This is a genomic window from Roseomonas sp. TS2 (assembly GCF_058833935.1).
The window spans coordinates 1-22755 of record NZ_JCACVY010000005.1; the positions used below are offsets into that span (position 1 = coordinate 1).

A 22755-nucleotide genomic window follows, 5' to 3' on the forward strand; every position below is an offset into this window, starting at 1 on the left:
CGCCCTGCCGCAGTGGCATGGGAGCGGCGGAGAGGCCGGCATTGCCCGGAACAGGGCGTAGGGCGCGTGCATTCATGGCGTTCCGACTCCAGACGGCGGTGCGCGTCGCGCGATGACTCCTCCTATGCGGGTGCCCTGCGGCGGTGGATCGGCGTCTTGATGGCAGGAATGGGGCCTGAAGGCGTGACCCATCCCGGGCGAGGGGCTAGAACCGCCGCTTGCACCCCCAACGGAGACCGCCCCGCCATGGGTATCGCCATCGAGATCGGCGTGATTTTGCTGCTCGTCCTGCTGAATGGCGTCTTCGCGATGAGCGAGCTGGCGATCGTCTCCTCGCGCCGCGTGCGGCTGCTTGGCCTGCAGCGGAGCGGACGGGCCGGCGCCAGCACGGCGCTGGAACTGGCGGAGGATCCGCAGCGCTTCCTGCCCACGGTGCAGGTCGGCATCACGCTGGTCGGCGTGCTGGCGGGCGCCTTCGCCGGGCAGGGGCTGGCGCAGCGGCTGGGCGGGCTGCTGGCGCAGATCCCGGGGCTCGAGACCTATGCCAGCCAGATCGCCCTCGGACTGGTGGTGCTGGGCATCACCTATCTCTCGCTGATCCTGGGCGAGCTGGTGCCGAAGCAGCTGGCGCTGCGCAACCCGGAGGCGGTGGCGGTGCTGGTGGCGCGGCCGATGTCGCTGCTCTCCCGCGTCGCGGCGCCGATGGTTTGGCTGCTCTCCCGCTCCTCGGCGCTGGTGCTGGGGCTGCTCGGCGCCAGCAAGCCGGTCTCCACCACCATCACGGAGGAGGAGGTGCGCGCCGCCGTGGCCGAGGGGGCCGAGGCCGGCGCGCTGGAGCGCGAGGAGCACCACATGATCGAGCGCGTGCTGCGGCTGGCCGACAAGCCGGTACGCGCGTTGATGACGCCGCGCACCGAGGTGGAGTGGATCGACCGCAATGCCGGCCCCGAGGAGGTTGCGGCGCGGCTGCGCGCCAGCACGGTGACGCGCTTCGTGGTGGCGGACGGGCGGATCGACAACGTGGTGGGCGTGGTGGCGGCGAAGGACCTGCTGGACCAGATCCTCACCGGCGCGCCGCTGGACCTGAAGGCCGCGCTGCGCCAGGCCTCCGTGCTGCCCGACGGCCTTTCGGCGCTGGACGGGCTGGCCCGGCTGCGCAAGGACCCGCTCGGCATCGCGCTGGTGATGGACGAGTATGGCAGCTTCGAGGGCGTGGTGACCGCGTCCGACCTGCTGGAGGCGATCGTGGGCGAGCTGGGCCCGGCGCCGGCGCCGCAGGCCGGCGGCGTGGTGGAGCGCCACGATGGCAGCCTGCTGCTCGACGGCATGATGGCCAGCGACGAGCTGCGCGCCCGCCTTGACCTGCCCGGCCTGCCGGGCGAGGGCAGCTACCACACCGTAGCCGGGCTGGTGCTGGCGCTGCTGCAGCGCGTGCCGCGCGAGGGCGACCGCATCGCCTGGGCCGGCTGGCGCTTCGAGATCATCGACATGGACGGGCGGCGGATCGACAAGGTGCTGGTCAGCCAGGACCCCTCCAGCACCGGCTGATCCAGCACCGGCTGATCCAGCACCGGCTGATCCAGCACCGGCTGATTCAGCGCCGGCTGATCCAGCTCTGGCTGATCCAGCACTGGCTGAGCGGGCACTGGCTGAGCGGGCACTGGCTGAGCGGGCACTGGCTGAGCGGGCATGAAAAAGCCCGCGCCTCCCGGGGGAGGCGCGGGCCGGGCCGTGGCCCCTCCGCCCGCGGGCGGAGGGGCGGGCCGGCTGTCAGAGGCCGGCCTGGGTGACGAACTTGGTGTTCAGGTAGGCCTCGATCGCCTCGGAGCCGCCCTCGGAGCCGTAGCCGCTGTCCTTGATGCCGCCGAACGGCACTTCCGGCAGGGCCAGGCCGAGGTGGTTGATCGTCATCATGCCGGTCTCGACCTGGCTGGCGATGGCGTTCGCCGTCTTGGCCGAGCGGGTGAAGGCATAGGCGGCGAGGCCGAAGGGAAGGCGGTTGCTCTCCTCCACCACCTCGTCGAAGTCCTTGAAGGGCACCATCAGCGCCAGCGGGCCGAACGGCTCCTCGTTCATGGCGCGCATCTCGCGCGTCAGGCCGGTGATCACCGTCGGCTCGTAGAAATAGCCCTTGTTGCCGATGCGGTTGCCGCCGGTGCGGACCTCGGCGCCCTTCTGCCGGGCATCGGCCACCAGCGCCTCCATGGCGGGGATGCGGCGGTCATTGGCCAGCGGGCCCATCTGCACGCCATCCTCCAGCCCGTTGCCAACCTTCAGCGACTTGGCATAGGCGGTGAACTTGTCGACGAACTGGTCGAACACCTTCTCCTGCACCAGGAAGCGGGTCGGCGAGACGCAGACCTGGCCGGCATTGCGGAACTTGCTGCCGGCGAGGGTCTTGCTGGCGTGGTCCACATCGGCGTCGTCGAACACGATGGCGGGGGCGTGGCCGCCCAGCTCCATCGTCGCGCGCTTCATGTACTTGCCGGCCATCTCGGCCAGATGCTTGCCCACCGGGGTGGAGCCCGTGAAGGTCACCTTGCGGATGGTGGGGTGCGGGATGAGGTAGGAGGAGATCTCCGCCGGCACGCCATAGACGAGGCCGACCACGCCCTTCGGCAGCCCGGCATCGATGAAGCAGCGGATCAGCTCGGCCGGCGAGGCCGGTGTCTCCTCCGGCGCCTTGACGATGATCGAGCAGCCGGTGGCCAGCGCCGCGGAGAGCTTGCGCACCACCTGGTTGATCGGGAAGTTCCACGGCGTGAAGGCGGCCACGGGGCCGACCGGCTCCTTGATGACGAGCTGGTACACGCCCTCGGCGCGCGCCGGCACCACGCGGCCATAGGCGCGGCGGGCTTCCTCGGCGAACCAGTCGATGGTGTCGGCGCCGGCCATCACCTCCATCTTCGCCTCGGGCAGGGGCTTGCCCTGCTCCAGCGTCATCAGGCGGGCGATGCTGTCGGCGCGCGAGCGCAGCAGGTCGGCGGCCTTGCGCATCAGTTTGGAGCGGTCGAAGGCGGAGACCTTCTTCCAGGTGGCGAAGCCCCGCTCGGCGGCGGCCAGCGCCTCGTCGAGGTCGCTCTCATTGGCGTGCGGAACGGTGCCGATCTGTTCCTCGGTGGCCGGGTTCAGCACGGGGATGGTGCGGCCGCCGGTCGCGGCGCGCCACTGGCCGTCGATATGGAGCAGGACGTCCTGGTACATCTACAGCGTCTCCTCAACTGGTCGGGGTTGGGGCGAATGTGGACCCGCGAAACGCGAAGCACCACCCCTTGACCCGGAGTTTTCGGCCGCTCGTCGGATGATCCTGCAACGGGGTATCGAGGGGCGATCAAAAAAGGCCGGGACTTCCGCCCCGGCCTTCGTTCCGTCCGCCGAGCCGTGGCTCAGCCTTCCTGCAGCACCGCCACGCCCGGCAGCGTCTTGCCTTCCAGCCACTCCAGGAAGGCACCGCCGGCGGAGGAGACATAGGTCATCCGCTCCGCCACCCCGGCATGGCGCAGCGCCGAGACGGTGTCGCCGCCGCCGCCGATCGTCTTCAGCCCGGCCGAGGTGGTGAGCCCCGCGGCCATCTGCGCCACCTGCACGGTGGCGGTGTCGAAGGGCGGGATCTCGAAGGCGCCGAAGGGGCCGTTCCACACCAGGGTGGAGGCGCGCTTCAGGCGGCTCTCGACCGCGGCCACCGTGCCGGGGCCGACATCGAGCGCCATCATGCCCTCGGGCACCTTGTCCGCCGCGACGGTGCGGTGCGGGGCGTTGGCGGCGAAGGCCTCGGCGACGACGAGATCCTCCGGCAGCAGCACCTCGCAATTGGCGGCCTTGGCCTCGTCGAGGATGCGGAGCGCCGTCTCGTGCATCTCCGCTTCCTGCAGCGACTTGCCCATGGACATGCCCTTGGCCGCCAGGAAGGTGTTGGCCATGGCACCGCCGATCACCAGCACGTCCACCTTGCGCGACAGGTTGCCGAGCAGGTCGAGCTTGGTGGAGACCTTGGCGCCGCCGACGATGGCCACCACCGGCCGCGCCGGGGTGCCGAGCGCCGCGTCCAGCGCCTCCAGCTCGGCCTGCATCAGCCGGCCGGCATAGCTGGGCAGCCTGTGCGCCACGCCCTCGGTCGAGGCATGGGCGCGGTGGGCGGCGGAGAAGGCGTCGTTGACGAAGACGTCGCCGAGCTTGGCCAGCGCCTCCGCCATCGCCGGGTCGTTCTTCTCCTCGCCGGCGTGGTAGCGGGTGTTCTCCAGCACCAGCACCTCGCCATCCTTCAGGGCGGTGACGGCGGCCTCGGCCACGGGGCCGATGCAGTCATCGGCGAAGGCGACGGGGCGGCCGAGCGAGCCAGCGAGCGCCTCCGCCATCGGCTTCAGCGACATCTCCGGCACCCGCTTGCCCTTCGGCCGGTCGAAATGGCTGCACACGATGACGCGCGCACCCTTCTCCGCCAGCTCGCGGATGGTGGGGGAGAGGCGCTCGATGCGCGTGCGGTCGGTGATCTGACCGTCGCGCACCGGCAGGTTGAGGTCGGCGCGCAGCAGGACCCGCTTGCCGGCGGGGTCGAGCTGATCGAGCGTCCGGAAACGGGCCATCGCCGCGCCCTCCCTCAGAGCTTGCCGAGATAGGCGGCGGTGTCCGACATGCGATTGGAGAAGCCCCACTCGTTGTCGTACCAGCTCATCACCCGCACCAGCCCGCCATCGACCACCTGGGTCTGGGTGGCATCGAAGGTGGAGGAGTGCGGGTCATGGTTGAAGTCGATGCTGACCAGCGGCGCGGTGTTGTAGCCGAGGATGCCCTTCAGCGGGCCGTTCTCGGCCGCCTCCTTCATCACGGCGTTGATCGCCTCCTTGGTCAGGCCCTCGGTGCGCTCCGGCACGAAGTCGAGGCTGACGAGCGAGACGTTCGGCGTCGGGATGCGGATGGCGGTGCCGTCCAGCTTGCCCTTCAGCTCCGGCATCACCAGGCCCACGGCCTTGGCGGCGCCCGTCGAGGTCGGGATGGCCGAGACCGCCGCGGCGCGGGCGCGGTGCAGGTCCTTGTGCAGCGTGTCGACGGTGTTCTGGTCGCCCGTGTAGGCGTGGATGGTGACCATGTAGCCGCGCAGGATGCCGAACTTCTCGTGCAGCACCTTGGCGACGGGCGCCAGGCAGTTGGTGGTGCAGGAGGCGTTCGAGACGATCTTGTCCTCGGCCGTCAGCGTCGTGTGGTTCACGCCGTAGACGATGGTCTTGTCCGAGTTCTCGCCGGGGGCCGAGATCAGCACCTTGCGCGCGCCGGTGCCGAGCAGCACCTGCGCCTTCTCGCGCGCGGTGAAGATGCCGGTGCACTCGGCGGCGATGTCGACGCCGTCCCACTTCAGCTTCGTCGGGTCGCGCTCGGCCGTCACCTTGATCGGGCCCCAGGTCTTGCCGTGGGCCTTGATGGTGATGCTGTCGCCCTCGACGATCACCTCGCCGGGGAAGCGGCCATGCACGCTGTCGTAGCGGAAGAGATGCGCGTTCGCCTCGACCGAGCCCAGGTCGTTGATGGCAACGAACTCGACATCGTCGCGCCCGCTCTCGCAGGCGGCGCGCAGCACCAGGCGGCCGATGCGCCCGAACCCGTTGATCGCGACCTTAACAGCCATGGTGTCTTCCCTTGTCTTTCCCGATTGGTCTTGAAGCGTCTTAGCCCAGCTTGCGCCGGACTGCCGTCACAACCGCCTCGGCCGTGATGCCGAAGTGGCGGTAGAGATCCTCGGCCGGTGCCGAAGCGCCGAAACCCGTCATGCCGATGAAGGTTGCATCACGGCCAAGCCAGCGCTCCCAGCCGAAGCCGAGCGCCGCCTCGATGCCGATGCGCAGGCCATCGCCCAGCACGGCGGCGCGGTAGCTCTCGTCCTGCAGCGCGAACAGCTCCCAGCAGGGCAGGGAGACGACGGCGGTGGGGATGCCCTCCGCCTCCAGCGTGGCGCGCGCCGTCATGGCGAGTTGCACCTCGGAGCCGGTGGCGATCAGGGTCGCCTTGCGGGCGCCGGAGGCCTCGGCCAGCACGTAGCCGCCGCGGGCGGAGCGGTTCTCGCCCGCCTCCTCGCGCAGGGCGGGGAGGTTCTGGCGGGAGAGCGCCAGCACCGAAGGGCCGTCGGCGCGGGCCACCGCCAGCTCCCAGCACTCCGCCGTCTCCATCGCGTCCGCCGGGCGGAACACATGGAGGTTGGGGATGACGCGCAGGCTGGCCAGCGTCTCCACCGGCTGGTGGGTCGGCCCGTCCTCGCCGAGGCCGATGCTGTCATGCGTCAGCACATGCACCACACGGGCGCGCATCAGCGCGGCGAGGCGGATGGAGGGGCGCATGTAGTCGGCGAAGACGAGGAAGGTGCCGCCATAGGGGATGACGCCGCCATGCAGCGCCATGCCGTTCATGGCGGCGGCCATGCCGTGCTCGCGGATGCCCCAGTGCACGTAGCGCCCGCCCATGTTGGACGGCGAGAGCACGGGGATGCCCTTGACGTTGGTGTTGTTGGAGCCGGTGAGGTCGGCCGAGCCGCCGATCATCTCGGGGATGGCCGGCACCAGCACCTCCAGCGCGCGCTGCGAGGCGACGCGGGTGGCGATCTTCGGCTTGTCCTCGGCGAGCTTGGCGCGGTAGGCGGCGGCGGCCTCGTGCCAGCCCTCCGGCAGCTTGCCGGCCATGGCGCGCTCGAACTCGGCCTTCTGCGGGTGGTTGGCCAGGCGCTTCAGCCAGGAGCGGCGGGCGCCGGCGCAGCGGCGTCCGGCGGCCTCCCAGGCGGCCTTGATGTCCTCCGGCACCTCGAAGGGGCCGCTGGTCCAGCCCAGCGCCTGCTTGGCGGCGGCGGCCTCGGGGCCGCCCAGCGGGCTGCCATGGCTGCCGGCCGTGCCGGCCTTGGTGGGGGCGGCGAAGCCGATGATGGTGCGGCAGGCGATGATGGTCGGGCGGGTGCTGCGGGTGGCGCCTTCCAGCGCCTTCTCCACCGCCGCCGCGTCATGCCCGTCCACCCGCTTCACCGCCCAGCCATAGGCGGCGAAGCGCTTCAGCACGTCGTCGGAGCTGGCCATGTCGACCGCGCCGTCGATGCAAATGCCGTTGTCGTCCCACAGCACCGTCAGCTTGTTCAGCTTGAAGTGGCCGGCGATGGAGGCGGCCTCGTGGCTGATCCCCTCCATCAGGCAGCCATCGCCGGCGATCACCCAGGTGCGGTGGTCCACCAGGCTCTTGCCGAAGCGGGTGGCGAGGTGCCGCTCGGCCAGCGCCATGCCGACGGCGTTGGCCAGCCCCTGGCCGAGCGGGCCGGTGGTGGTCTCGATCGCCGGGTGCTCGCCATATTCCGGATGGCCGGCGGCCACCGAATGCAGCTGGCGGAACTTCCGCAGGTCGTCCATCGCCATGCCGGCATGGCCGGAGAGATGCAGCCAGGCGTAGAGCAGCATCGAGCCGTGGCCGGCCGAGAGCACGAAGCGGTCGCGGTCCGCCCAGCGCGGGTCGGCGGCGTCGTGCTTGAGGAACTTGCTGAACAGCACGGTCGCGGCGTCGGCCATGCCCATCGGCATGCCGGGATGGCCGGACTTGGCCTGCTCGACGGCGTCGATGGCCAGGGCCCGGATCGCATCGGCCATCCGCCGCGTCTCGGTCACCGGCAGAGCCAGGATCTTCTGCTGCGCCGCGATGGCGGGGTTGGCGGAAGCGTCGGGAAGGGGGGCGATACTGGCCAAGGTCAAGAACCTCTCTGGCGTCGGGACGGCTATAGAGGGGCGGGGAAAAAGCGGCAACCCAACGGGCCTTCACGCCCGCATAAGCCCTGCCGGATCATAAATGATGCGCTCCCTTAGCCCGGCGGCGCCCCGCAGGCCAGCCCCGGATCACGCGGGCCAGCCCCGCTGGAGGTGCCACCGGGCGCCGGAAAAAGCTTCGCCCGAGGATCGTTCCGGCGGCAGGTTCCTGTTGCGGCGCAGCGCGGGGCGCGCCAGATGTTCGGCGCCATGAAGCTCCCTCTCGCCCTGCCGCGCCACCGTCCCGGCTTCCGGGAGACGGCGCTGTTCCGCCCGCAATCGGTGGTGCTGCTGGCCGACCCGGCCTTGCCGGAATCCGGCATCCTCGCCCGCAACCTCGCCACGGGCGGCTTCGCCGGGCCGATTCACGCCATCGGCCTCGCCGCCGAGGGGCTGCTGCCGGCGGAGGCTCTGGAGGCGCTGCCCGCGCCGCCCGACCTCGCCGTGCTCTGCCTGCCGCCCGGGGCGCAGGAGGCGGCGATGCGGGCGCTGGCGGCGCGGGGCTGCTTCGCCGCCATCGTCCCGGTGGCCGGGCCGGACCTCGCCGCTTTGTCGGAGAGGACAGGCGTGCGGGTGCTGGGGGCGCACAGCTTCGGCCTCTGCCTGCCGCGCATCGGGCTGAATGCCAGCCTGTCGCACATCGCGCCGCGCCCGGGGCGGCTGGCGCTGCTCTGCCAGTCCGGCGCCATGGCGCGCGCCGTCATCGACTGGGCGGAGGGGGAGGAGCTGGGCTTCAGCCACATCGTCGGCATCGGCACCAACCAGGGGCTGGGCTTCGCCCTCGCCCTGGACTGGATCGCGCGCGACCCGGAGGCGGGCGCCGTGCTGCTCGACCTGCGGCGGATCAAGAACCGCCGCCTGTTCATCTCCGCCGCCCGCGCCACGGCCCGCACGCGCCCCGTGGTGGCGATCCGCCCCGGCGGGCGGCAGGCCGATGCCTCCGGCCTCGCCGATGCGGTGATGGAGGCGGCGCTGCGCCGCGCCGGCGTGCTGCGCGTGGGCGGGCTGGAGGACCTGCTGGCGGCGGCCGAGACGCTGGCGCGGGTGCGCCCGGCGCCGCGCGGCGGGCTGGACGCGCTGGCCGGCGACCGGGTGGCGATCGTCGCCAACGGCCAGGGGCCGGCGCAGCTGGCGGCCGATGCCGTGCTGCAATCCGGCGGCCGCCTGGCCGCCTGGAGCCCGGCGGCGCAGGAGGCGTTCTCGCTGGCGCTGCCGCAGGCGGCCCCCGGCAACCCGCTGCTGCTGCCGCCGCAGGAGGGGCACCGCCTGGCCGAGGCCGCCAGCCTGCTGGCCGCCCTGCCGGAGGTGGATTCGGTGGTGGCGGTGCACGCGCCCGCGCCGGGGCAGGACCAGGAGGTGGCGGCCAGCGCCCTCGCCGCCGCCGCGCGGGCGACGCGCGGCGCCCCGGTGCTGGTGGGCTGGCTGGGCCAGGCGCCGGCCGCCGCCGCCGCGCGCCGCCGTCTGGCGCTGGCCGGCCATGCCGTCTTCGCCACGCCGGAGGCCGCGGTGCGCGGCGCCCTGCATCTGGCGACCGACCGCCGCAACCGCGCCGCCGCCGCCGAGCTGCCGCCGCGCGACATGCTGGAGCTGGCGCCGGACCGCGCCGCCGTGCGCGCCGTGATCGACGCCCTGCGCGCCGAGGGGCGGCTCGGCTTCACCGAGGCGGAGGCGCTGCGCATCCTGGAGGCCTACGGGCTGCCGGCGGTGCCGGGGCAGGCGGTGCCGGATGTCGATGCCGCCATCGCCGCCGCCATGCGCCTCGGCTTCCCCGTGGTGCTGAAGGTCCTGAGCCCCGACCTGCCGCGCAAGACCGAGGTGGGGGGCGTGGTGCTGGGGCTGAAGGACGTGGCCGGGCTGCGCGCGGCGGCGGCGGCCATGGTGGCGCAGGTGCGCGCCGCCCGCCCGCAGGCGCGGATCGACGGCTTCCTGGTGCAGCGCCAGGCCGGCGCCACCGGTCCGCTGCGCCCCCATGAGCTGCGCCTGCGGCTGGGCGACGACCCGATGTTCGGCCCCTGGATCGGCTATGGCCGTGGCGGGACCGCCTCCGACTTCGAGCCGGACGTGGCCTTCGACCTGCCGCCGCTGAACCGCACCCTGGCCCTGGCGCTGATCCGCCGCACCCGCGGGGTGCGGCTGCTGGAAGGCTTCCGCGACCACGCGCCGGTAGACCTGACCCTGCTGGCCGACGCGCTGGTGCGCCTCTCCCAGATCGCCATCGACTTCCCCGAGATCGAGGGGCTGATCGTCAACCCGCTGCTGGCGGACGGGAAGGGGCTGCTGGCGCTGGATGCCTCGGGCGGGCTGCGGCCGCCGGGGCAGCGCTCCATGCTCTCCGTGCCGCCCTATCCGGCCGAGCTGGCGCGGGAATGGACGGCGCGGGATGGCCGCCGGCTGCTGGTGCGCCCGATCCGCCCGGAGGACGCCGCCGCCCATGCCGAGGCCTTCCGCAACCTGGCGCCGGAGGATGTGCGCTGGCGCTTCTTCAGCCAGATCAAGGAGCTGCCGCCGGCGCAGCTCGCCCGCATGACGCAGATCGACTACGACCGGGAGATGGCCTTCGTGGCGGTGGACAGCAGCGGCGAGGGGCCGCCGCGCACCGTGGGCGTGGCGCGGCTGATCCGCGAGCCGGGCGGCGCCCCCGGCGACCCGGCGGTGGGCGAGTTCGCGGTGGTGACGCTGCCGGGCTGGAAGGGCCAGGGCCTGGCCCGGCACCTGATGGAGCGGCTGCTGGAGTGGGGCCGGGGGCAGGGGCTGGAGCAGGTTGTCGGCCAGGTGCTGGCCGACAACCAGCCGATGCTGGGCTTCGTCCGCTCCCTTGGCTTCACCCTGCGCCGCTCGCCGGAGGATGACGAGGTGATGGAGGCGCGGCTGGCGCTGTAGGGCGCGTCCGCGCCGCGCCTCAGCGCGGCGCGGCCTCCTGCAGCAGCTCCCGCAGGCGGCTGGCGGCGGCGGGGCCCTTCAGCGCGTTGCGCCAGGCAGCCTCGGCCACGCGCTGGTGCACCGACACCGCCTCGTCCGCCGCCGTGATGGTGCCGACGCCGATGGCCGGGCTGGCGGTGAGGTCGGCGGGGAAGGGGCTGGTGCAGACATGCGCCCGCTCCCGCCCGCGCAGCACCATGAAGCTGCCCGCCGGCTCGGTCGGCAGCAGGCCGATCTGCAGCCCGATGGGCACGCTCTCCATCAGTGTGGCGATGCTCTCCACCTCGTCGCGCGCCGCCTGCCGGCACCGGTTGCGGGTGCGCTCCGAGAGGGCGAGGCTGCCCGCCACGCCTTCGGCCAGGAAGCCGCGCAGCGCGGTCTCCGACAGCATGGCGATGATGTTGGCGCGGCGCGACTGGTGCAGCTTCTTGCGTGCCGTCAGCAGGCCCATCGCCTGGTCGGCGGCGGCACGGGCGGGGATGCGCTCGGGCGCCGCATCGGCCGCCTCGGCCCAGGCCTCCGCCAGGGCGCCGTCGAAGGCCTCCGTGGTGGTCTGGTAGCAGAAGGCGCCGCCGACCTGCAGGATCTGGTCGGACTGCTCCTCGACCTGGCGCAGCCGCTCCTGGAAGGCGATGGGGCGGGAGAAATACTCCACCCCGATCCCGAGCAGGGAAAGGGGCGAGATCTTCAGCAACTCAGCCAGCCGCCGGATCGTGTCCAGCTTGATGACCTCGCCCTTCTCGTAGCGATACAACGCGGCCCGGGACACGCCCAGCCGCGCCGCGATCTCCTCGGCCCGCAGGCCGGACTCAAGACGGTAGGCCCGCAATTGCTGGCCGATATCGGCGAAACGCATGACACCTCTTGTCGATATCAACCGGTTCATATTCGTCTGCGGCGAAAAATCTCGCCGGACGGCGCTAGGACAGAAAATGCGGCCGGGGCGGCCTTCTGGCAACGGATAATCGCGAGATGATAAGAATCTTTCTCAAAACGAAGTGCCCTGGCGGGCCGGAATCGGCCCGCCAGGGGCCGGCCAAGCCTCAGCTTCCGGAGACTTTATGCGCCGCAAGCATTTCAAGAGCCTGAACCAAACCGGAGTGATCCCACTGCCCCCCGCCAGCGGCCGCGCAGGCCGAGAATAGCTGCTGAGTCGAGGCTGTGTTGGGCAGCGCGACCCCGAGCTCCTTCGCCGACTGCAACGCGAGGTTGAGATCCTTCTGGTGCAGGGCGATGCGGAAGCCGGGCTCGAAGGTGCGCTTGATCATGCGCTCCCCGTGCAGTTCAAGGATGCGCGAGGTCGCCAATCCGCCCATCAGGGCCTGCCGCACCTTGGCGGGATCGGCCCCGGCCTTGCTGGCGAAGACCAGCGCCTCGCCCACCGCCTCGATGGTCAGGGCGACGACGATCTGGTTGGCCACCTTGCAGGTCTGCCCGGCGCCATTGGCCTCGCCCACCAGGGTGATGTTCTTGCCCATCGCCTGGAACAGCGGCAGGGCGCGGTCGAAGGCTGCCTGCGGGCCGCCCACCATGATGGTCAGGCTGGCCTGCTTGGCGCCCACCTCGCCGCCGGAGACGGGGGCGTCGAGATAGTCGCAGCCCTTCTCGTTGACGCGGCGGGCGAAATCCTTGGTGGCGGTCGGGCTGATCGAGCTCATGTCGATCACCAGCTTGCCGGGGGAGAGGCCCTCGGCCACGCCCTTCGGGCCGAACAGCACGGCCTCCACATCCGGCGTGTCCGGCACCATCAGGATGACCACCTCGGCCGCGGCGGCGATGGCGGCCGGGTCGGGCAGCACCTCGGCCTGGGCGCGGATCTCCTCCTTCAGGCTGGCGCGGTCGGGCACCAGCAGCGTATGGCCCGCCGACTTCAGGTGCAGCGCCATGGGATGGCCCATGATGCCGAGGCCGATAAAACCGATTTTCATCTTTGGACGTCTCCTCCGGGAAGTGCGGGCCTGGTCAGGCGGCCTTGTAGGGGGCGAACCAGCCGAGGCCGGCCACCGTCTCGCCCGCCGGCCGGTACTCGCAGCCGATCCAGCCACGGTAGCCCAGCGCGTCGATGCGATCGAACACGAAAGCCCAGTTCACCTCGCCGGTGCCCGGCTCGTTGCGCCCCGGCACGTCCGCCACCTGCATGTGGGCGATGATGGCCAGGTGCTTCTCCACGCGCTTGACGATGTCGCCCTCGCTCACCTGGCAGTGGTAGAGGTCGAACTGCAGGCCGAGCCTGTCCTCGCCCACGGCGGCGATGATGTCGGCGCCCTGCTGCATGGTGGTCATGAAGATGCCGGGGATGTCGCGCTGGTTGATCGGCTCGATCACCGCCTTCACTCCCGCCTTGGCGCATTCCTCGGCCGCCCAGGCCAGGTTGGCGCCATAGACGGCCGTCAGCGTGTCATGCGCCACGCCGGCGGGGCGCAGGCCCGGCATGATGTGCAGGCGCGGGCAGGAGAGGGCGGCGGCGTAGTCCAGGGCCTGCTTCAGCGCCTCGCGGAACTCGGCCTGGCGGCCGGGGATGCAGGCCATGCCGCGCTCGCCCGCCGCCCAGTCGCCGGGCGGGGCGTTGAACAGCACCTGCTGCAGCCCGTTGTCCTTGAGGCGGGTGGCGATCTCGGCGGCGGGGAAGTCGTAGGGAAAGAGGAACTCCACCGCCTCGAACCCCGCCGCGCGGGCGGCGGCGAAGCGGTCCAGGAAGGGCAGTTCCTGGAACATCATGGACAGGTTGGCGGCGAAGCGCGGCATGCGGGATCTCCGGATATCGGTGGGAGCGCGGCCTCGCGCCCCGGTGCTGGCGCGGCACGCTAGAGGGCTGGGCGCGGAGTGCAAGCCCTTGTCCGACAAGCTGCCGTGCGCATCCGGCGCGCCGCTGGCGGCGGCGCCGCGGCTCAGGCACATTCCCTGCCATGAGCTCCTCCTCCTCCCCGGGTGACCGGGCGTTGCGGCCGGCCCGGATTCTGGGGCTGGCGGCCCTCTCCGCGCTGCTGCTCGGCTGTCTGCTGGTATTGCGCCCGTTCATCTCGGCGCTGCTGTGGGCGGCCATCCTGGCCTTCTGCACCTGGCCCGCCTACCGCACCCTGCGGGACCGGCTGCGCCTCTCCCCCGGCCTCGCCGCCCTGGTGATGGTGACGCTGGAGATGCTGCTGGTCGGCCTGCCGCTGCTCTTCGCCGCGCCGATCCGCGCCGAGGATGTGGAGGGGCTGCGGCGCAACGTCGAAGGGCTGGTGGCCGGCGGCTTTCCGGCGCTGAGCGACAAGCTGGCCGCCATTCCCTGGATCGGCGCCTCCCTCGCCGAGCGTTGGGACGCGCTGCAATTCGACTTCAGCCCGCTCACCAGCCTGCTGCAGCCCTATGCCGGCGTCATCGCCCAGCAGGCGCTGGCGCTGCTGCTGGCGGTGCTCTCGGGCCTGGCCGAGCTGGTGCTGGCCATCCTGCTCTCCTTCTTCTTCTACCGCGACGGGCCGCGCATGGCGGCGGGGCTGGAGGCGCTGGTGGGCCGCATCGCCGGGCCGCAGGCGCGGCGGCTGGTGCAGCTGACCGCCAATGTCACCATCGGCGTGGTCTATGGCCTGCTCGGCACGGCGGTGGCGCAGGGGGTGCTGACCGGCCTCGGCCTCTGGATCGCCGGGGTGCCGCAGCCGGTGCTGCTGGCGGTGGTGGCGGGCGCCCTGTCGGTGCTGCCGGTCGGCGCGCCGCTGGTCTGGCTGCCGGCGGCGCTCTGGCTGTTCGGCCAGGGCTCCACCGGCTGGGGCATCTTCCTGCTGGTCTACGGCGCCTTCGGCATCAGCAGCGTGGACAACGTCATCCGCCCCTGGCTGATCAGCCGCGGCGCCGACCTGCCGCTGCTGCTCACCATCCTGGGCGCGCTGGGCGGGGTGCTGGCCTTCGGCTTTCTCGGCCTGTTCCTCGGGCCGGTGCTGCTGGCGGTTGGCTTCACCCTGCTGCGGGACTGGGCGGAGGAGGAGCCGGAAACCCTGCGGTGAGGCGGCGGGCGCCGGGGCTGGCTTTCCTTCCGTCCCTCGCGCTTCCCTTCCGTCCCTCGCGGTGGTTGATTGCGCGGCTTGACCAGGAATGCGCCGGCCTCCTAGGGACGGGACCCGAAGGCCGGGTTTGGGGACGAAAAGGTTATGTGGAACGGAAGGGCCGTGGCGCACGCCGCCACGGCGAGGTTTGCTCGCGCGGCCGCATGGGGCGGCCGCCGGATGCGCGGGGCCGGCTGAGCGATGCCCGCCTTCATCCTCTCCCGCCTGTTGCAGGCGATTCCGGTGCTGCTGGTGGTGGCGCTGATCAGCTTCGCCATGTTCGCCTATGTCGGCGACCCGGTGGCGATCATGCTGGGCCAGGACTTCACCGAGGCGCAGCGCCAGGCGCTGGTGGCCAGCCTGGGCCTCGACCAGCCCTTCTTCGTGCAGTTCTTCAAGTTCGTGGTGAACGCGGCGCAGGGCGAGTTCGGCCTCTCCTACCGCCTCTCCCGCCCCGTGGCGGAGCTGATCGCGGAACGCGCGCCCGCCACGCTGGAGCTGGCCTTCGTGGCCGCCGCCATCGCCATGCTGGTGGGGGTGCCGATGGGGGTCTATACGGGCCTCTACCGCAATTCCTGGCTGTCGCGCTTCTTCCTGACCTTCAGCCTCATCGGCGTCTCGCTGCCCACCTTCCTCATCGGCATCCTGCTGATCCTGGTGTTCTCGGTGCTGCTGGGCTGGCTGCCGAGCTACGGCCGGGGCGAGGTGGTGCAACTCGGCTGGTGGAGCACCGGCCTGCTCACCGCCGATGGCTGGCGGGCGCTGATCCTGCCCGCCATCACCCTCGGCCTGTTCCAGCTGACGCTGATCATGCGGCTGGTGCGGGCCGAGATGCTGGAGGTGCTGCGGACGGACTACATCAAGTTCGCCCGCGCCCGCGGGCTGCCTGACCGCAGCGTGCATTTCGGCCATGCGCTGAAGAACACGCTGGTGCCGGTCATCACCATCGCCGGCCTCCAGCTCGGCTCCATCATCGCCTTCGCCATCGTGACGGAGACGGTGTTCCAGTGGCCCGGCATGGGGCTGCTCTTCATCCAGAGCGTGGGCTCGGCCGACATCCCGGTGATGGCCGCCTACCTGATGCTGACGGCGCTGATCTTCGTGGTGATCAACCTCGTGGTGGACATCCTGTACTACATCGTGGACCCGCGCCTGCGCGCCGGGCGCGGGGGGCACTGAGCCATGGCGAACGCCCTGTCGCGCGCCCTCGATTCCGACCTCTGGTATTCCTTCAGCCGCTCGCCGGTCACGGTGGTCTCGGCGGTGGTGGCGCTCGTCTGCATCCTGGGCGCCGTGCTCGCGCCCTGGATCGCGCCGCACAACCCGTTCGACCTCGCCAGCCTCAACCTGATGGACGCCTTCAACCCGCCGGCCTGGACGGAGGAGGGCAACGCTTCCTTCCTCCTCGGCACGGACGACCAGGGGCGGGACGTGCTCTCCGCCATCATGTACGGCGCGCGCGTCTCGCTCATCGTCGGCCTCTCGGCGGTGGTGTTCTCCACCGTGGTGGGGGTGGGGCTGGGGCTGCTGGCCGGCTATCTCGGCGGCACGGTGGATGCCGTGCTGATGCGCGTGGCCGACATCCAGCTCACCTTCCCCTCCATCCTGGTGGCGCTGCTGATCGACGGCATCGTCCGCGCCGCCCTGCCGCCCGAGGCGCATGAGGCGATCGCGCTCTATGTCGTGGTGTTCGCCATCGGCGTCAGCAACTGGCCGCAATTCGCCCGCACCGTGCGCGGCTCCACCCTGGTCGAGCGCAACAAGGAATACGTGCTGGCTGCCCGCGTCATCGGCCTCTCCAAGCTGCGCATCATGCTGACGCATGTGCTGCCCAACGTGCTGGGGCCGGTGCTGGTCATCGCCACGCTGAATCTCGGCTTCGCCATCCTGGCGGAGGCCACGCTCTCCTTCCTGGGTGTCGGCGTGCCGCCGACGCAGCCCTCCCTCGGCACGCTCATCCGCATCGGCAACGACTTCCTGTTCAGCGGCGAGTGGTGGATCACCCTGTTCCCCGGCATCGCCCTGGTGGCGCTGGTGCTCTCCGTGAATCTCCTGGGCGACTGGCTGCGCGACGCCCTGAACCCGAGGCTGCGCTGATGAATCCTGTCCCTGCCGCAGCCGCGGCGCCGCTTCTCGAAGTCCGCAACCTGCGCGTCGAGTTCCCGACCCGGCGCGGCACGCTGACGGCGCTGGACGACGTCTCCTTCTCCATCCGCGCTGGCGAGGTGCTGGGGGTGGTGGGCGAATCCGGCGCCGGCAAGTCGATGACGGGCGCTGCCATCATCGGCCTGCTGGAGCCGCCCGGCCGCATCGCCCGCGGCGAGATCCTGCTGGACGGCCAGCGCATCGACAACCTCCCGCGCGAGAAGATGCGGCGCATCCGCGGCAAGCAGATCGGCGCCATCTTCCAGGACCCGCTGACCACGCTGAACCCGCTCTACACGGTCGGCCGCCAGCTGCAGGAGACCATCCTCACCCACCTGCCGATGACGCCGGCCCAGGCCCGGGCGCGCGCCATCCACTGGCTGGAGGAGGTGGGCATTCCCGGCGCCGCGCAGCGCATCGACAGCTACCCGCACGAATTCTCGGGCGGCATGCGGCAGCGCGTCGTCATCGCGCTCGCCCTCTGCGCCGAGCCGCGCCTGGTGGTGGCGGACGAGCCGACCACGGCGCTCGACGTTTCGATCCAGGCGCAGATCATCGCGCTGCTCAAGCGACTGACGCGCGACCACGGCACGGCGGTGATGCTGGTGACGCACGACATGGGCGTCATCGCCGAGACCGCCGACCGCGTGGCGGTGATGTATGCCGGCCGCGTCGCCGAGATCGGCCCGGTGCGGGAGGTGGTGAAGGCGCCGAACCACCCCTACAGCGCCGGCCTCATGGCCTCCATCCCGCCGCTGGACCGCAAGGTGGAGCACCTGGCGCAGATCGACGGCGCCATGCCGCGGCTGACCGCCATTCCGCGCGGCTGCGCCTACAACCCGCGCTGCCCGCACGTCTTCGACCGCTGCCGCGTGGAGCGGCCGGACCTGCTGGACGCCGGCACCACCCGCGCCGCCTGCTGGCTGCACGACCCCGCCTCCGAGAAGAGGGCTGCCCATGTCTGAGAACGCCGCCGGCCAGCCGCCGATGCTGGAAGTGCGGGACGTGGCCCGCTACTTCGACGTCTCCCGCCCCCTGCTGCAGCGCCTGCTGGCGCGCGAGGGCCGCCGCACCCTGCGCGCCGTGGACGGCATCTCCTTCGACGTGCCGCGTGGCACCACCCTTTCGCTGGTGGGGGAATCGGGCTGCGGCAAGTCCACCGTGGCGCGGCTGGCGGTCGGCCTCTACGGCACCACGCGGGGCGCGGTGCTGTTCGACGGCAACGACCTCTCCTCCGCCCGCGCCGACGCCGCGCAGCGCCGGCGGATGCAGATGATCTTCCAGGACCCCTATGCCAGCCTCAACCCGCGCTGGCGGGTGCTGGACATCGTGGCCGAGCCGATGCGCGCCTTCGGCCTGGTATCGGACCGGGCGGCGCGCGAGAAGCGCGTGGGCGAGCTGCTCACCCAGGTCGGCCTCTCCCCGGCCGACGGGCAGAAATTCCCGCATGAATTCTCGGGCGGGCAGCGTCAGCGCATCTCCATCGCGCGGGCGCTCTCCTCCAACCCTGAGTTCCTGGTCTGCGACGAGCCGACCAGCGCGCTCGACGTCTCCGTGCAGGCGCAGATCCTCAACCTGATGAAGGATCTCCAGCGCCGCATGGGGCTGACCTACCTCTTCATCAGCCACAACCTCGCCGTGGTGCGGCAGGTCTCGGACCGGATCGGGGTGATGTATCTCGGCCGGCTGGTGGAGCTGGCGCCCTCCGAGACGCTGTTCGAGGCGCCGCGCCACCCCTACACGCGGGCGCTGATGGAGGCCATCCCGGACCTCGACATGACGGGGCGGGAGCGCATCCCCGTCGGCGGCGAGGTGCCGAGCCCGATCAGCCCGCCCTCCGGCTGCGCCTTCAACCCGCGTTGCCCGCTGGCCAATGACCGCTGTCGGCGGGAACGGCCGGAGATGACGCCGGTTGGGGCCACGCTCGTTGCCTGCCATGCCGTCGAGGAAGGGCGGGACAGGCAGTAGGTAGAAGGAAGGCCGGGGGAAGGAATTCCCCCGGACCCCCATCTTCCTTCTGTCAGTTCAGGACAGGATGTCCTCGATGCGCAGGGGCAGCTTGCGCACGCGGATGCCGGTGGCGTGGAAGATGGCGTTCGCCAGGGCAGGGGCGGTGCCGGTGATGCCGATCTCGCCAAGGCCCTTTGCACCGATCGGGCCGATCTTGTCGTCCCGCTCCTCCAGCATCTCCACATCCAGCGCGGGAATGTCGGCATTCACCGCGATGTGGTACTCGGCCATGTCGGCGTTGACGAAGGAGGCGTGGTTGCGGTCCACCTCGCTCGCCTCCAGCAGCGCGTTGGAGAGGCCCCACACCATGCCGCCCATCAGCTGGCTGTGCGCCGTGCGCGGGTTGAGGATCTTGCCGCCGGCATAGACGCCCACCATGCGCGGCACGCGGATGGTGCGGGTGCGCGGGTTGATCCGCACCTCCACGAACTGCGCGCCGAAGGCCAGGGCCGTGAAGCTCTGCATGTCCGGCCCGCCCTGCGGCGAGCCGGCACGCCAGAGCATCTTGCTCTGCTTCGCGGGCATCTCGGGATGCGCCCACTGGTCGGTGGCCTCGACCTTGCCGCGCGGCAGGCTGGAAACCGCCTCGGCCAGGCTCTGGGTCGCGTTGCCGGCGCGCACCGTGCCCTCGCTGAGCGAGAGGCTGGCGGGGGCCATGCCCTTGAAGGGGCCTTCCTCCACCTCGGTGAGCGCCTGGAACAGCGCGGCCCGCGCCTGCTCGGCCACCTTGCCCACGGCATTGCCGCTGGCCAGCGCCGTGGTGCTGCCGCCGGCCACGTTGGCGGGGTCGAAGGCGCTGTCGCCGAGGCGCACCGTCACCTTGTCCGGCGTCAGCCCCAGCCGGTCGGCGGCAATCTGCGCCAGGATGGTGTAGGTGCCGGTGCCGATGTCGGAGGCCGAGCAATGCACCTCCGCGCGCCCTTCCGAGGTCAGCCGCAGCGTGGCCGAGCTGGTGCTGATGAAGGTGGGATAGACCGCCGTGGCGCAGCCCCAGCCGATCAGGTCGCCATCCCGCGTCATGCTGCGGGGCGCGTGGCTCCGCTGGCTCCAGCCGAACAGCTCGGCGCCGCGCTCGTAGCAGCGCAGCAGCGAGCGGCTGGACCAGGGCAGGCCCTTCACCGGGTCCTTCGCCGGCTCGTTGCGGCGGCGGAACTCCACCGGGTCCATCCCCAGCGCCACCGCCATCTCGTCGATGGCGCTCTCGAAGGCGAACACCGCCGGCGTCTCGGCCGGGGCGCGCATGAAGCCGGGTGCGTTCACATCCGTCCGCACCAGCCCCTCGCGGATCTTCATGCCGGGGATGTCGTAGAGCCGCGCCAGGATCTCGCCGCCGGGGAAGGAGACGTTGTCGAAGCGGCAGGTCTGGTTCTCGGTGATGTAGTGGAAGGCGCGCAGCTTGCCCTCCGCCGTGGCGCCGAGGCGGATGTGCTGCCGCGCCGCCGGGCGGAAGGAGGAGGTGGGGAAGCCCTGCTGGCGGGAGACCTGCAGGATCACCGGCCGCCCGGCCAGCTTCGCCGCGGCACAGGCGAGCAGGGTGGTGCCCAGCACCGTCGCCTTGCCGCCGAAGGCGCCGCCGATATAGGGCGAGACCACCCGCACCTTGTCCGCCGGCATGCCGAAGGACTTGGCGATGCCCGCGCGCATGCCGCCCGCCCACTGGCTCGGCACATGCACCGTCAGGCCCCCCATCGGGTCCCATTCGGCCAGGCAGCCATAGAGCTCGATCGGGTTGTGGTGCTGCGCCGGCTCCTCGTAATCGGCCGTGACGCGCACCGCGGAGGCTTCCCACTCGGCATCGGCGTCGCCGACATCGAGGCTGCCGACCTCCTCCTCGGAAGGCGCGCCCTCGGGCAGATGGGCGACGGCGCCCGCCCGGGCCTCGTAGCGCACCGGCAGGATGCCGGCGGCATATTCGGCCTGCTCGCGCGTGTCGGCCAGCACCACGGCCACGGGCTGCCCGTGGTAGCGGATCTCGTCGCTCTCCAGCGGCCGGAAGGAGGCGTGCGCGTGGCCGCCCTCCTGCATCGGCTTGTCCTCCTCCAGCTTCGGCATGGTCCGGTGGGTCATCACCAGGCGGATGCCGGGCAGGGCCGAGACCGCCGCGTCATCGATCGCGGCGACGCGGCCGAGCGCGACGGGGGAGAGCACCAGCGCCGCGTGCAGCATGCCGGCGCGGCTGTTGTCGAGCGCGTAGCGCGCCGCGCCCGTCACCTTGGCCGGGCCGTCGAGGCGCGGCTGCGGCGTTCCGATGATGGCGTTCATGCGGCGTCTCCTTCCTCGGCGCGGCGGGCGGCGCGCAGCAGCGCGTCCTCCACGGTGCGGCGGCCCAGCTCCACCTTGAAGGCGTTGCCGGGGCGTGGGTCGGCGCCGTCCATCGCGCGGGCGGCCGCCTCCTTCATGCTGGATTCGTCGAGGCTGCGGCCGCGCAGCAGGGCTTCCGCCGCCGTGGCGCGCCACGGGGTGGTGGAAAGCCCGCCCAGCGCGATGCGCGCCTCGGCCACGCGCCCGCCTTCCATCCGCAGCGCCACGGCGGCTGAGCTGATGGCGAAGGCGAAGGATTCGCGGTCCCGCACCTTGGCGTAGCAGGAGGTCCGGCCGGCCCGGTTCGCGGGGACCAGGATGGCCGTCAGGATCTCGCCGGGGCGCAGCGCCGTCTCGGCCTCGGGATGCTCGCCATAGGAGATGTGGAAGCTGTCGATGGGCATGGTGCGGCGTCCCTGCGGCCCGGCGATCTCCACCGCCGCGTCGAAGGCGGTGAGCGCCACGGCCCAGTCGCTCGGCATGGTGGCGATGCAGTGCTCGGAGCCGCCCAGCACCGCGTGCTGCCGGTTGACGCCGTCGAGCGCCGCGCAGCCGCTGCCGGGGCTGCGCTTGTTGCAGGCCTGGTAGCGGGTGTCGCGGAAATACATGCAGCGGGTGCGCTGGAGCAGGTTGCCGCCCACCGTCGCCATGTTGCGCAGCTGCGCCGAGGCGGCCAGCAGCAGGCTCTCCGCCAGCGCCGGGTAGTCCTGCCGCAGCACGATGTCGTCCGCCACCTCGGCCATGCTGGCCAGGGCGCCGAAGCGCAGCGTCTCGCCGCCGGTGTCGAAGCCGCGCAGCTCCGCCACGTCCCGCAGGTCGATCAGCCGGTCCGGGCGCATCACGCCGATGCGCATCAGGTCCACCAGCGTGGTGCCGCCGGCGAGGTAGGAGGCGCCCTCCATGGCGCCATGCCGCAGGGCATCCTCAAGGCTGCTCGCGCGGTGATAGGCGAAGGGCTGCATCACGCGCCTCCCTTGGCGGCGACGTCCTGCACCGCCTTGACGATGTTCGGATAGGCGCCGCAGCGGCAGAGATTGCCCGACATGAACTCGCGGATCTCCTCCGCGCTGCCGGCGTGGCCCTCGCGGATGCAGGCCACGGCCGAGATGATCTGCCCCGGCGTGCAGTAGCCGCACTGGAACGCATCGTGGTCGATGAAGGCCTGCTGCATCGGGTGCAGCGCCTCGCCCTCGGCCAGGCCCTCGATGGTGGTGATCTCCTGCCCCTGCGTGGCCACCGCCAGGGTCAGGCAGGCATTCATCCGCTTGCCGTCGATCAGCACCGTGCAGGCGCCGCAGGCGCCCTGGTTGCAGCCGGGCTTGGCGCCGGTGAGGCCCAGATGGTCGCGCAGCGCATCGAGCAGGGTGGTGCGCGTGTCCATGGCCAAGCGGTGGGCCTGGCCGTTGACGCGCAACGTCAGGGTCGCGATCGGCCAGTCGCCGTCGGGCGCCGGCGGCACGGCGCGGGGGGGCGCCGCGGCCGGGTGGTGGGCTTCGCTCATTTCCGTCTCCGCTTGTTGGGGATCCCGCATTTCGCGAAATCAACGCGCCGGAGACGGAGGAGGTGCGTTCACAGGGCCGTGCCACGGAGCCACGGCA

At 71.7% G+C, this 22755-nt stretch carries 17 protein-coding genes; 7 read left to right on the top strand and 10 right to left on the bottom strand.

Translation table 11 applies throughout. The annotated features are described in order from the left end of the window. Positions 1-246: 246 nt before the first annotated feature. A complete protein-coding gene (locus ACZJYS_RS02010) occupies positions 247-1548 on the top strand; it encodes a hemolysin family protein (protein WP_109515361.1) in 1302 nt (433 codons plus the stop codon). A gap of 222 nt (positions 1549-1770) precedes the next feature. On the opposite strand, the gene ACZJYS_RS02015 is transcribed toward ACZJYS_RS02010, so the two are convergent. The 4 genes from ACZJYS_RS02015 to tkt form a co-directional block, all read right to left on the bottom strand. Continuing rightward, positions 1771-3204, bottom strand: coding sequence for an NAD-dependent succinate-semialdehyde dehydrogenase (locus tag ACZJYS_RS02015; RefSeq protein ID WP_109515362.1), 1434 nt, complete (start codon positions 3202-3204; stop codon positions 1771-1773). A gap of 182 nt (positions 3205-3386) precedes the next feature. Then, on the bottom strand, positions 3387-4583 hold the full coding sequence (locus tag ACZJYS_RS02020) for a phosphoglycerate kinase (RefSeq protein ID WP_493175444.1): 1197 nt from the start codon (positions 4581-4583) through the stop codon (positions 3387-3389). 14 nt (positions 4584-4597) lie between these two features. After that, positions 4598-5620: a type I glyceraldehyde-3-phosphate dehydrogenase gene (gap, locus tag ACZJYS_RS02025; RefSeq protein ID WP_109515364.1), complete on the bottom strand. Its 1023-nt coding sequence runs from the start codon at positions 5618-5620 to the stop codon at positions 4598-4600. A gap of 40 nt (positions 5621-5660) precedes the next feature. Further along, positions 5661-7694 carry a transketolase gene (gene tkt, locus ACZJYS_RS02030; protein ID WP_493175527.1) on the bottom strand — a complete coding sequence of 678 codons (2034 nt, stop codon included), beginning with the start codon at positions 7692-7694 and terminating at the stop codon, positions 5661-5663. A gap of 276 nt (positions 7695-7970) precedes the next feature. Between tkt and ACZJYS_RS02035 the strand changes: the two genes are divergently transcribed. Continuing rightward, entirely contained in the window at positions 7971-10640 is a 2670-nt protein-coding gene (locus tag ACZJYS_RS02035; protein WP_493175446.1) for a bifunctional acetate--CoA ligase family protein/GNAT family N-acetyltransferase, read from the top strand. A 19-nt stretch (positions 10641-10659) separates the two neighbouring features. Here the strand turns inward: ACZJYS_RS02035 and ACZJYS_RS02040 are convergent, their stop codons facing one another. The 3 genes from ACZJYS_RS02040 to otnI all read right to left on the bottom strand — a co-directional run bounded on the left by ACZJYS_RS02040 (position 10660) and on the right by otnI (position 13424). After that, a complete protein-coding gene (locus ACZJYS_RS02040; protein WP_109515366.1) occupies positions 10660-11535 on the bottom strand; it encodes a helix-turn-helix domain-containing protein in 876 nt (291 codons plus the stop codon). 187 nt (positions 11536-11722) lie between these two features. Beyond that, on the bottom strand, positions 11723-12607 hold the full coding sequence (locus ACZJYS_RS02045) for a 2-hydroxy-3-oxopropionate reductase (protein WP_493175448.1): 885 nt from the start codon (positions 12605-12607) through the stop codon (positions 11723-11725). A 34-nt stretch (positions 12608-12641) separates the two neighbouring features. Continuing rightward, positions 12642-13424: a 2-oxo-tetronate isomerase gene (otnI, locus tag ACZJYS_RS02050; RefSeq protein ID WP_109515368.1), complete on the bottom strand. Its 783-nt coding sequence runs from the start codon at positions 13422-13424 to the stop codon at positions 12642-12644. 161 nt (positions 13425-13585) lie between these two features. Between otnI and ACZJYS_RS02055 the strand changes: the two genes are divergently transcribed. From ACZJYS_RS02055 to ACZJYS_RS02075, 5 genes are all read left to right on the top strand, one after another. After that, positions 13586-14662, top strand: a complete 1077-nt coding sequence (locus tag ACZJYS_RS02055) for an AI-2E family transporter (protein ID WP_109515369.1) — start codon at positions 13586-13588, stop codon at positions 14660-14662. Between the two features lie 240 nt (positions 14663-14902). Then, positions 14903-15880, top strand: coding sequence for an ABC transporter permease (locus ACZJYS_RS02060; RefSeq protein WP_109515370.1), 978 nt, complete (start codon positions 14903-14905; stop codon positions 15878-15880). 3 nt (positions 15881-15883) lie between these two features. Further along, a complete protein-coding gene (locus ACZJYS_RS02065) occupies positions 15884-16798 on the top strand; it encodes an ABC transporter permease (RefSeq protein ID WP_493175451.1) in 915 nt (304 codons plus the stop codon). After that, positions 16798-17811, top strand: coding sequence for an ABC transporter ATP-binding protein (locus tag ACZJYS_RS02070; RefSeq protein ID WP_109515372.1), 1014 nt, complete (start codon positions 16798-16800; stop codon positions 17809-17811). The genes ACZJYS_RS02065 and ACZJYS_RS02070 overlap by 1 nt, the downstream gene beginning before the upstream one ends. Next, on the top strand, positions 17804-18814 hold the full coding sequence (locus tag ACZJYS_RS02075; RefSeq protein ID WP_493175454.1) for an ABC transporter ATP-binding protein: 1011 nt from the start codon (positions 17804-17806) through the stop codon (positions 18812-18814). Before ACZJYS_RS02070 ends, ACZJYS_RS02075 begins: the two co-directional genes overlap by 8 nt. Before the next feature lie 57 nt (positions 18815-18871). Here ACZJYS_RS02075 and ACZJYS_RS02080 read toward each other — a convergent pair whose 3' ends face one another. The 3 genes from ACZJYS_RS02080 to ACZJYS_RS02090 are packed head-to-tail and all read right to left on the bottom strand — an operon-like array spanning position 18872 to position 22658. Further along, entirely contained in the window at positions 18872-21118 is a 2247-nt protein-coding gene (locus ACZJYS_RS02080; RefSeq protein WP_493175456.1) for a xanthine dehydrogenase family protein molybdopterin-binding subunit, read from the bottom strand. Further along, positions 21115-22119, bottom strand: coding sequence for an FAD binding domain-containing protein (locus ACZJYS_RS02085; protein ID WP_493175458.1), 1005 nt, complete (start codon positions 22117-22119; stop codon positions 21115-21117). The genes ACZJYS_RS02080 and ACZJYS_RS02085 overlap by 4 nt, the downstream gene beginning before the upstream one ends. Further along, on the bottom strand, positions 22119-22658 hold the full coding sequence (locus ACZJYS_RS02090; protein WP_109515376.1) for a (2Fe-2S)-binding protein: 540 nt from the start codon (positions 22656-22658) through the stop codon (positions 22119-22121). The genes ACZJYS_RS02085 and ACZJYS_RS02090 overlap by 1 nt, the downstream gene beginning before the upstream one ends. Positions 22659-22755: the final 97 nt, after the last annotated feature.

What these genes read in the sequence shown, in the direction of transcription:
- ACZJYS_RS02070 (WP_109515372.1), top strand. Translation starts at nt 16,798, where the DNA reads ATGAATCCTGTCCCTGCCGCAGCCGCGGCGCCGCTTCTCGAAGTCCGC.
- otnI (WP_109515368.1), bottom strand. Translation starts at nt 13,424, where the DNA reads ATGCCGCGCTTCGCCGCCAACCTGTCCATGATGTTCCAGGAACTGCCC.
- ACZJYS_RS02015 (WP_109515362.1), bottom strand. Translation starts at nt 3,204, where the DNA reads ATGTACCAGGACGTCCTGCTCCATATCGACGGCCAGTGGCGCGCCGCG.
- ACZJYS_RS02075 (WP_493175454.1), top strand. Translation starts at nt 17,804, where the DNA reads ATGTCTGAGAACGCCGCCGGCCAGCCGCCGATGCTGGAAGTGCGGGAC.
- ACZJYS_RS02080 (WP_493175456.1), bottom strand. Translation starts at nt 21,118, where the DNA reads ATGAACGCCATCATCGGAACGCCGCAGCCGCGCCTCGACGGCCCGGCC.
- ACZJYS_RS02055 (WP_109515369.1), top strand. Translation starts at nt 13,586, where the DNA reads ATGAGCTCCTCCTCCTCCCCGGGTGACCGGGCGTTGCGGCCGGCCCGG.
- ACZJYS_RS02065 (WP_493175451.1), top strand. Translation starts at nt 15,884, where the DNA reads ATGGCGAACGCCCTGTCGCGCGCCCTCGATTCCGACCTCTGGTATTCC.
- ACZJYS_RS02085 (WP_493175458.1), bottom strand. Translation starts at nt 22,119, where the DNA reads ATGCAGCCCTTCGCCTATCACCGCGCGAGCAGCCTTGAGGATGCCCTG.
- ACZJYS_RS02035 (WP_493175446.1), top strand. Translation starts at nt 7,971, where the DNA reads ATGAAGCTCCCTCTCGCCCTGCCGCGCCACCGTCCCGGCTTCCGGGAG.
- ACZJYS_RS02020 (WP_493175444.1), bottom strand. Translation starts at nt 4,583, where the DNA reads ATGGCCCGTTTCCGGACGCTCGATCAGCTCGACCCCGCCGGCAAGCGG.
- ACZJYS_RS02045 (WP_493175448.1), bottom strand. Translation starts at nt 12,607, where the DNA reads ATGAAAATCGGTTTTATCGGCCTCGGCATCATGGGCCATCCCATGGCG.
- ACZJYS_RS02090 (WP_109515376.1), bottom strand. Translation starts at nt 22,658, where the DNA reads ATGAGCGAAGCCCACCACCCGGCCGCGGCGCCCCCCCGCGCCGTGCCG.
- ACZJYS_RS02040 (WP_109515366.1), bottom strand. Translation starts at nt 11,535, where the DNA reads ATGCGTTTCGCCGATATCGGCCAGCAATTGCGGGCCTACCGTCTTGAG.
- ACZJYS_RS02060 (WP_109515370.1), top strand. Translation starts at nt 14,903, where the DNA reads ATGCCCGCCTTCATCCTCTCCCGCCTGTTGCAGGCGATTCCGGTGCTG.
- gap (WP_109515364.1), bottom strand. Translation starts at nt 5,620, where the DNA reads ATGGCTGTTAAGGTCGCGATCAACGGGTTCGGGCGCATCGGCCGCCTG.
- ACZJYS_RS02010 (WP_109515361.1), top strand. Translation starts at nt 247, where the DNA reads ATGGGTATCGCCATCGAGATCGGCGTGATTTTGCTGCTCGTCCTGCTG.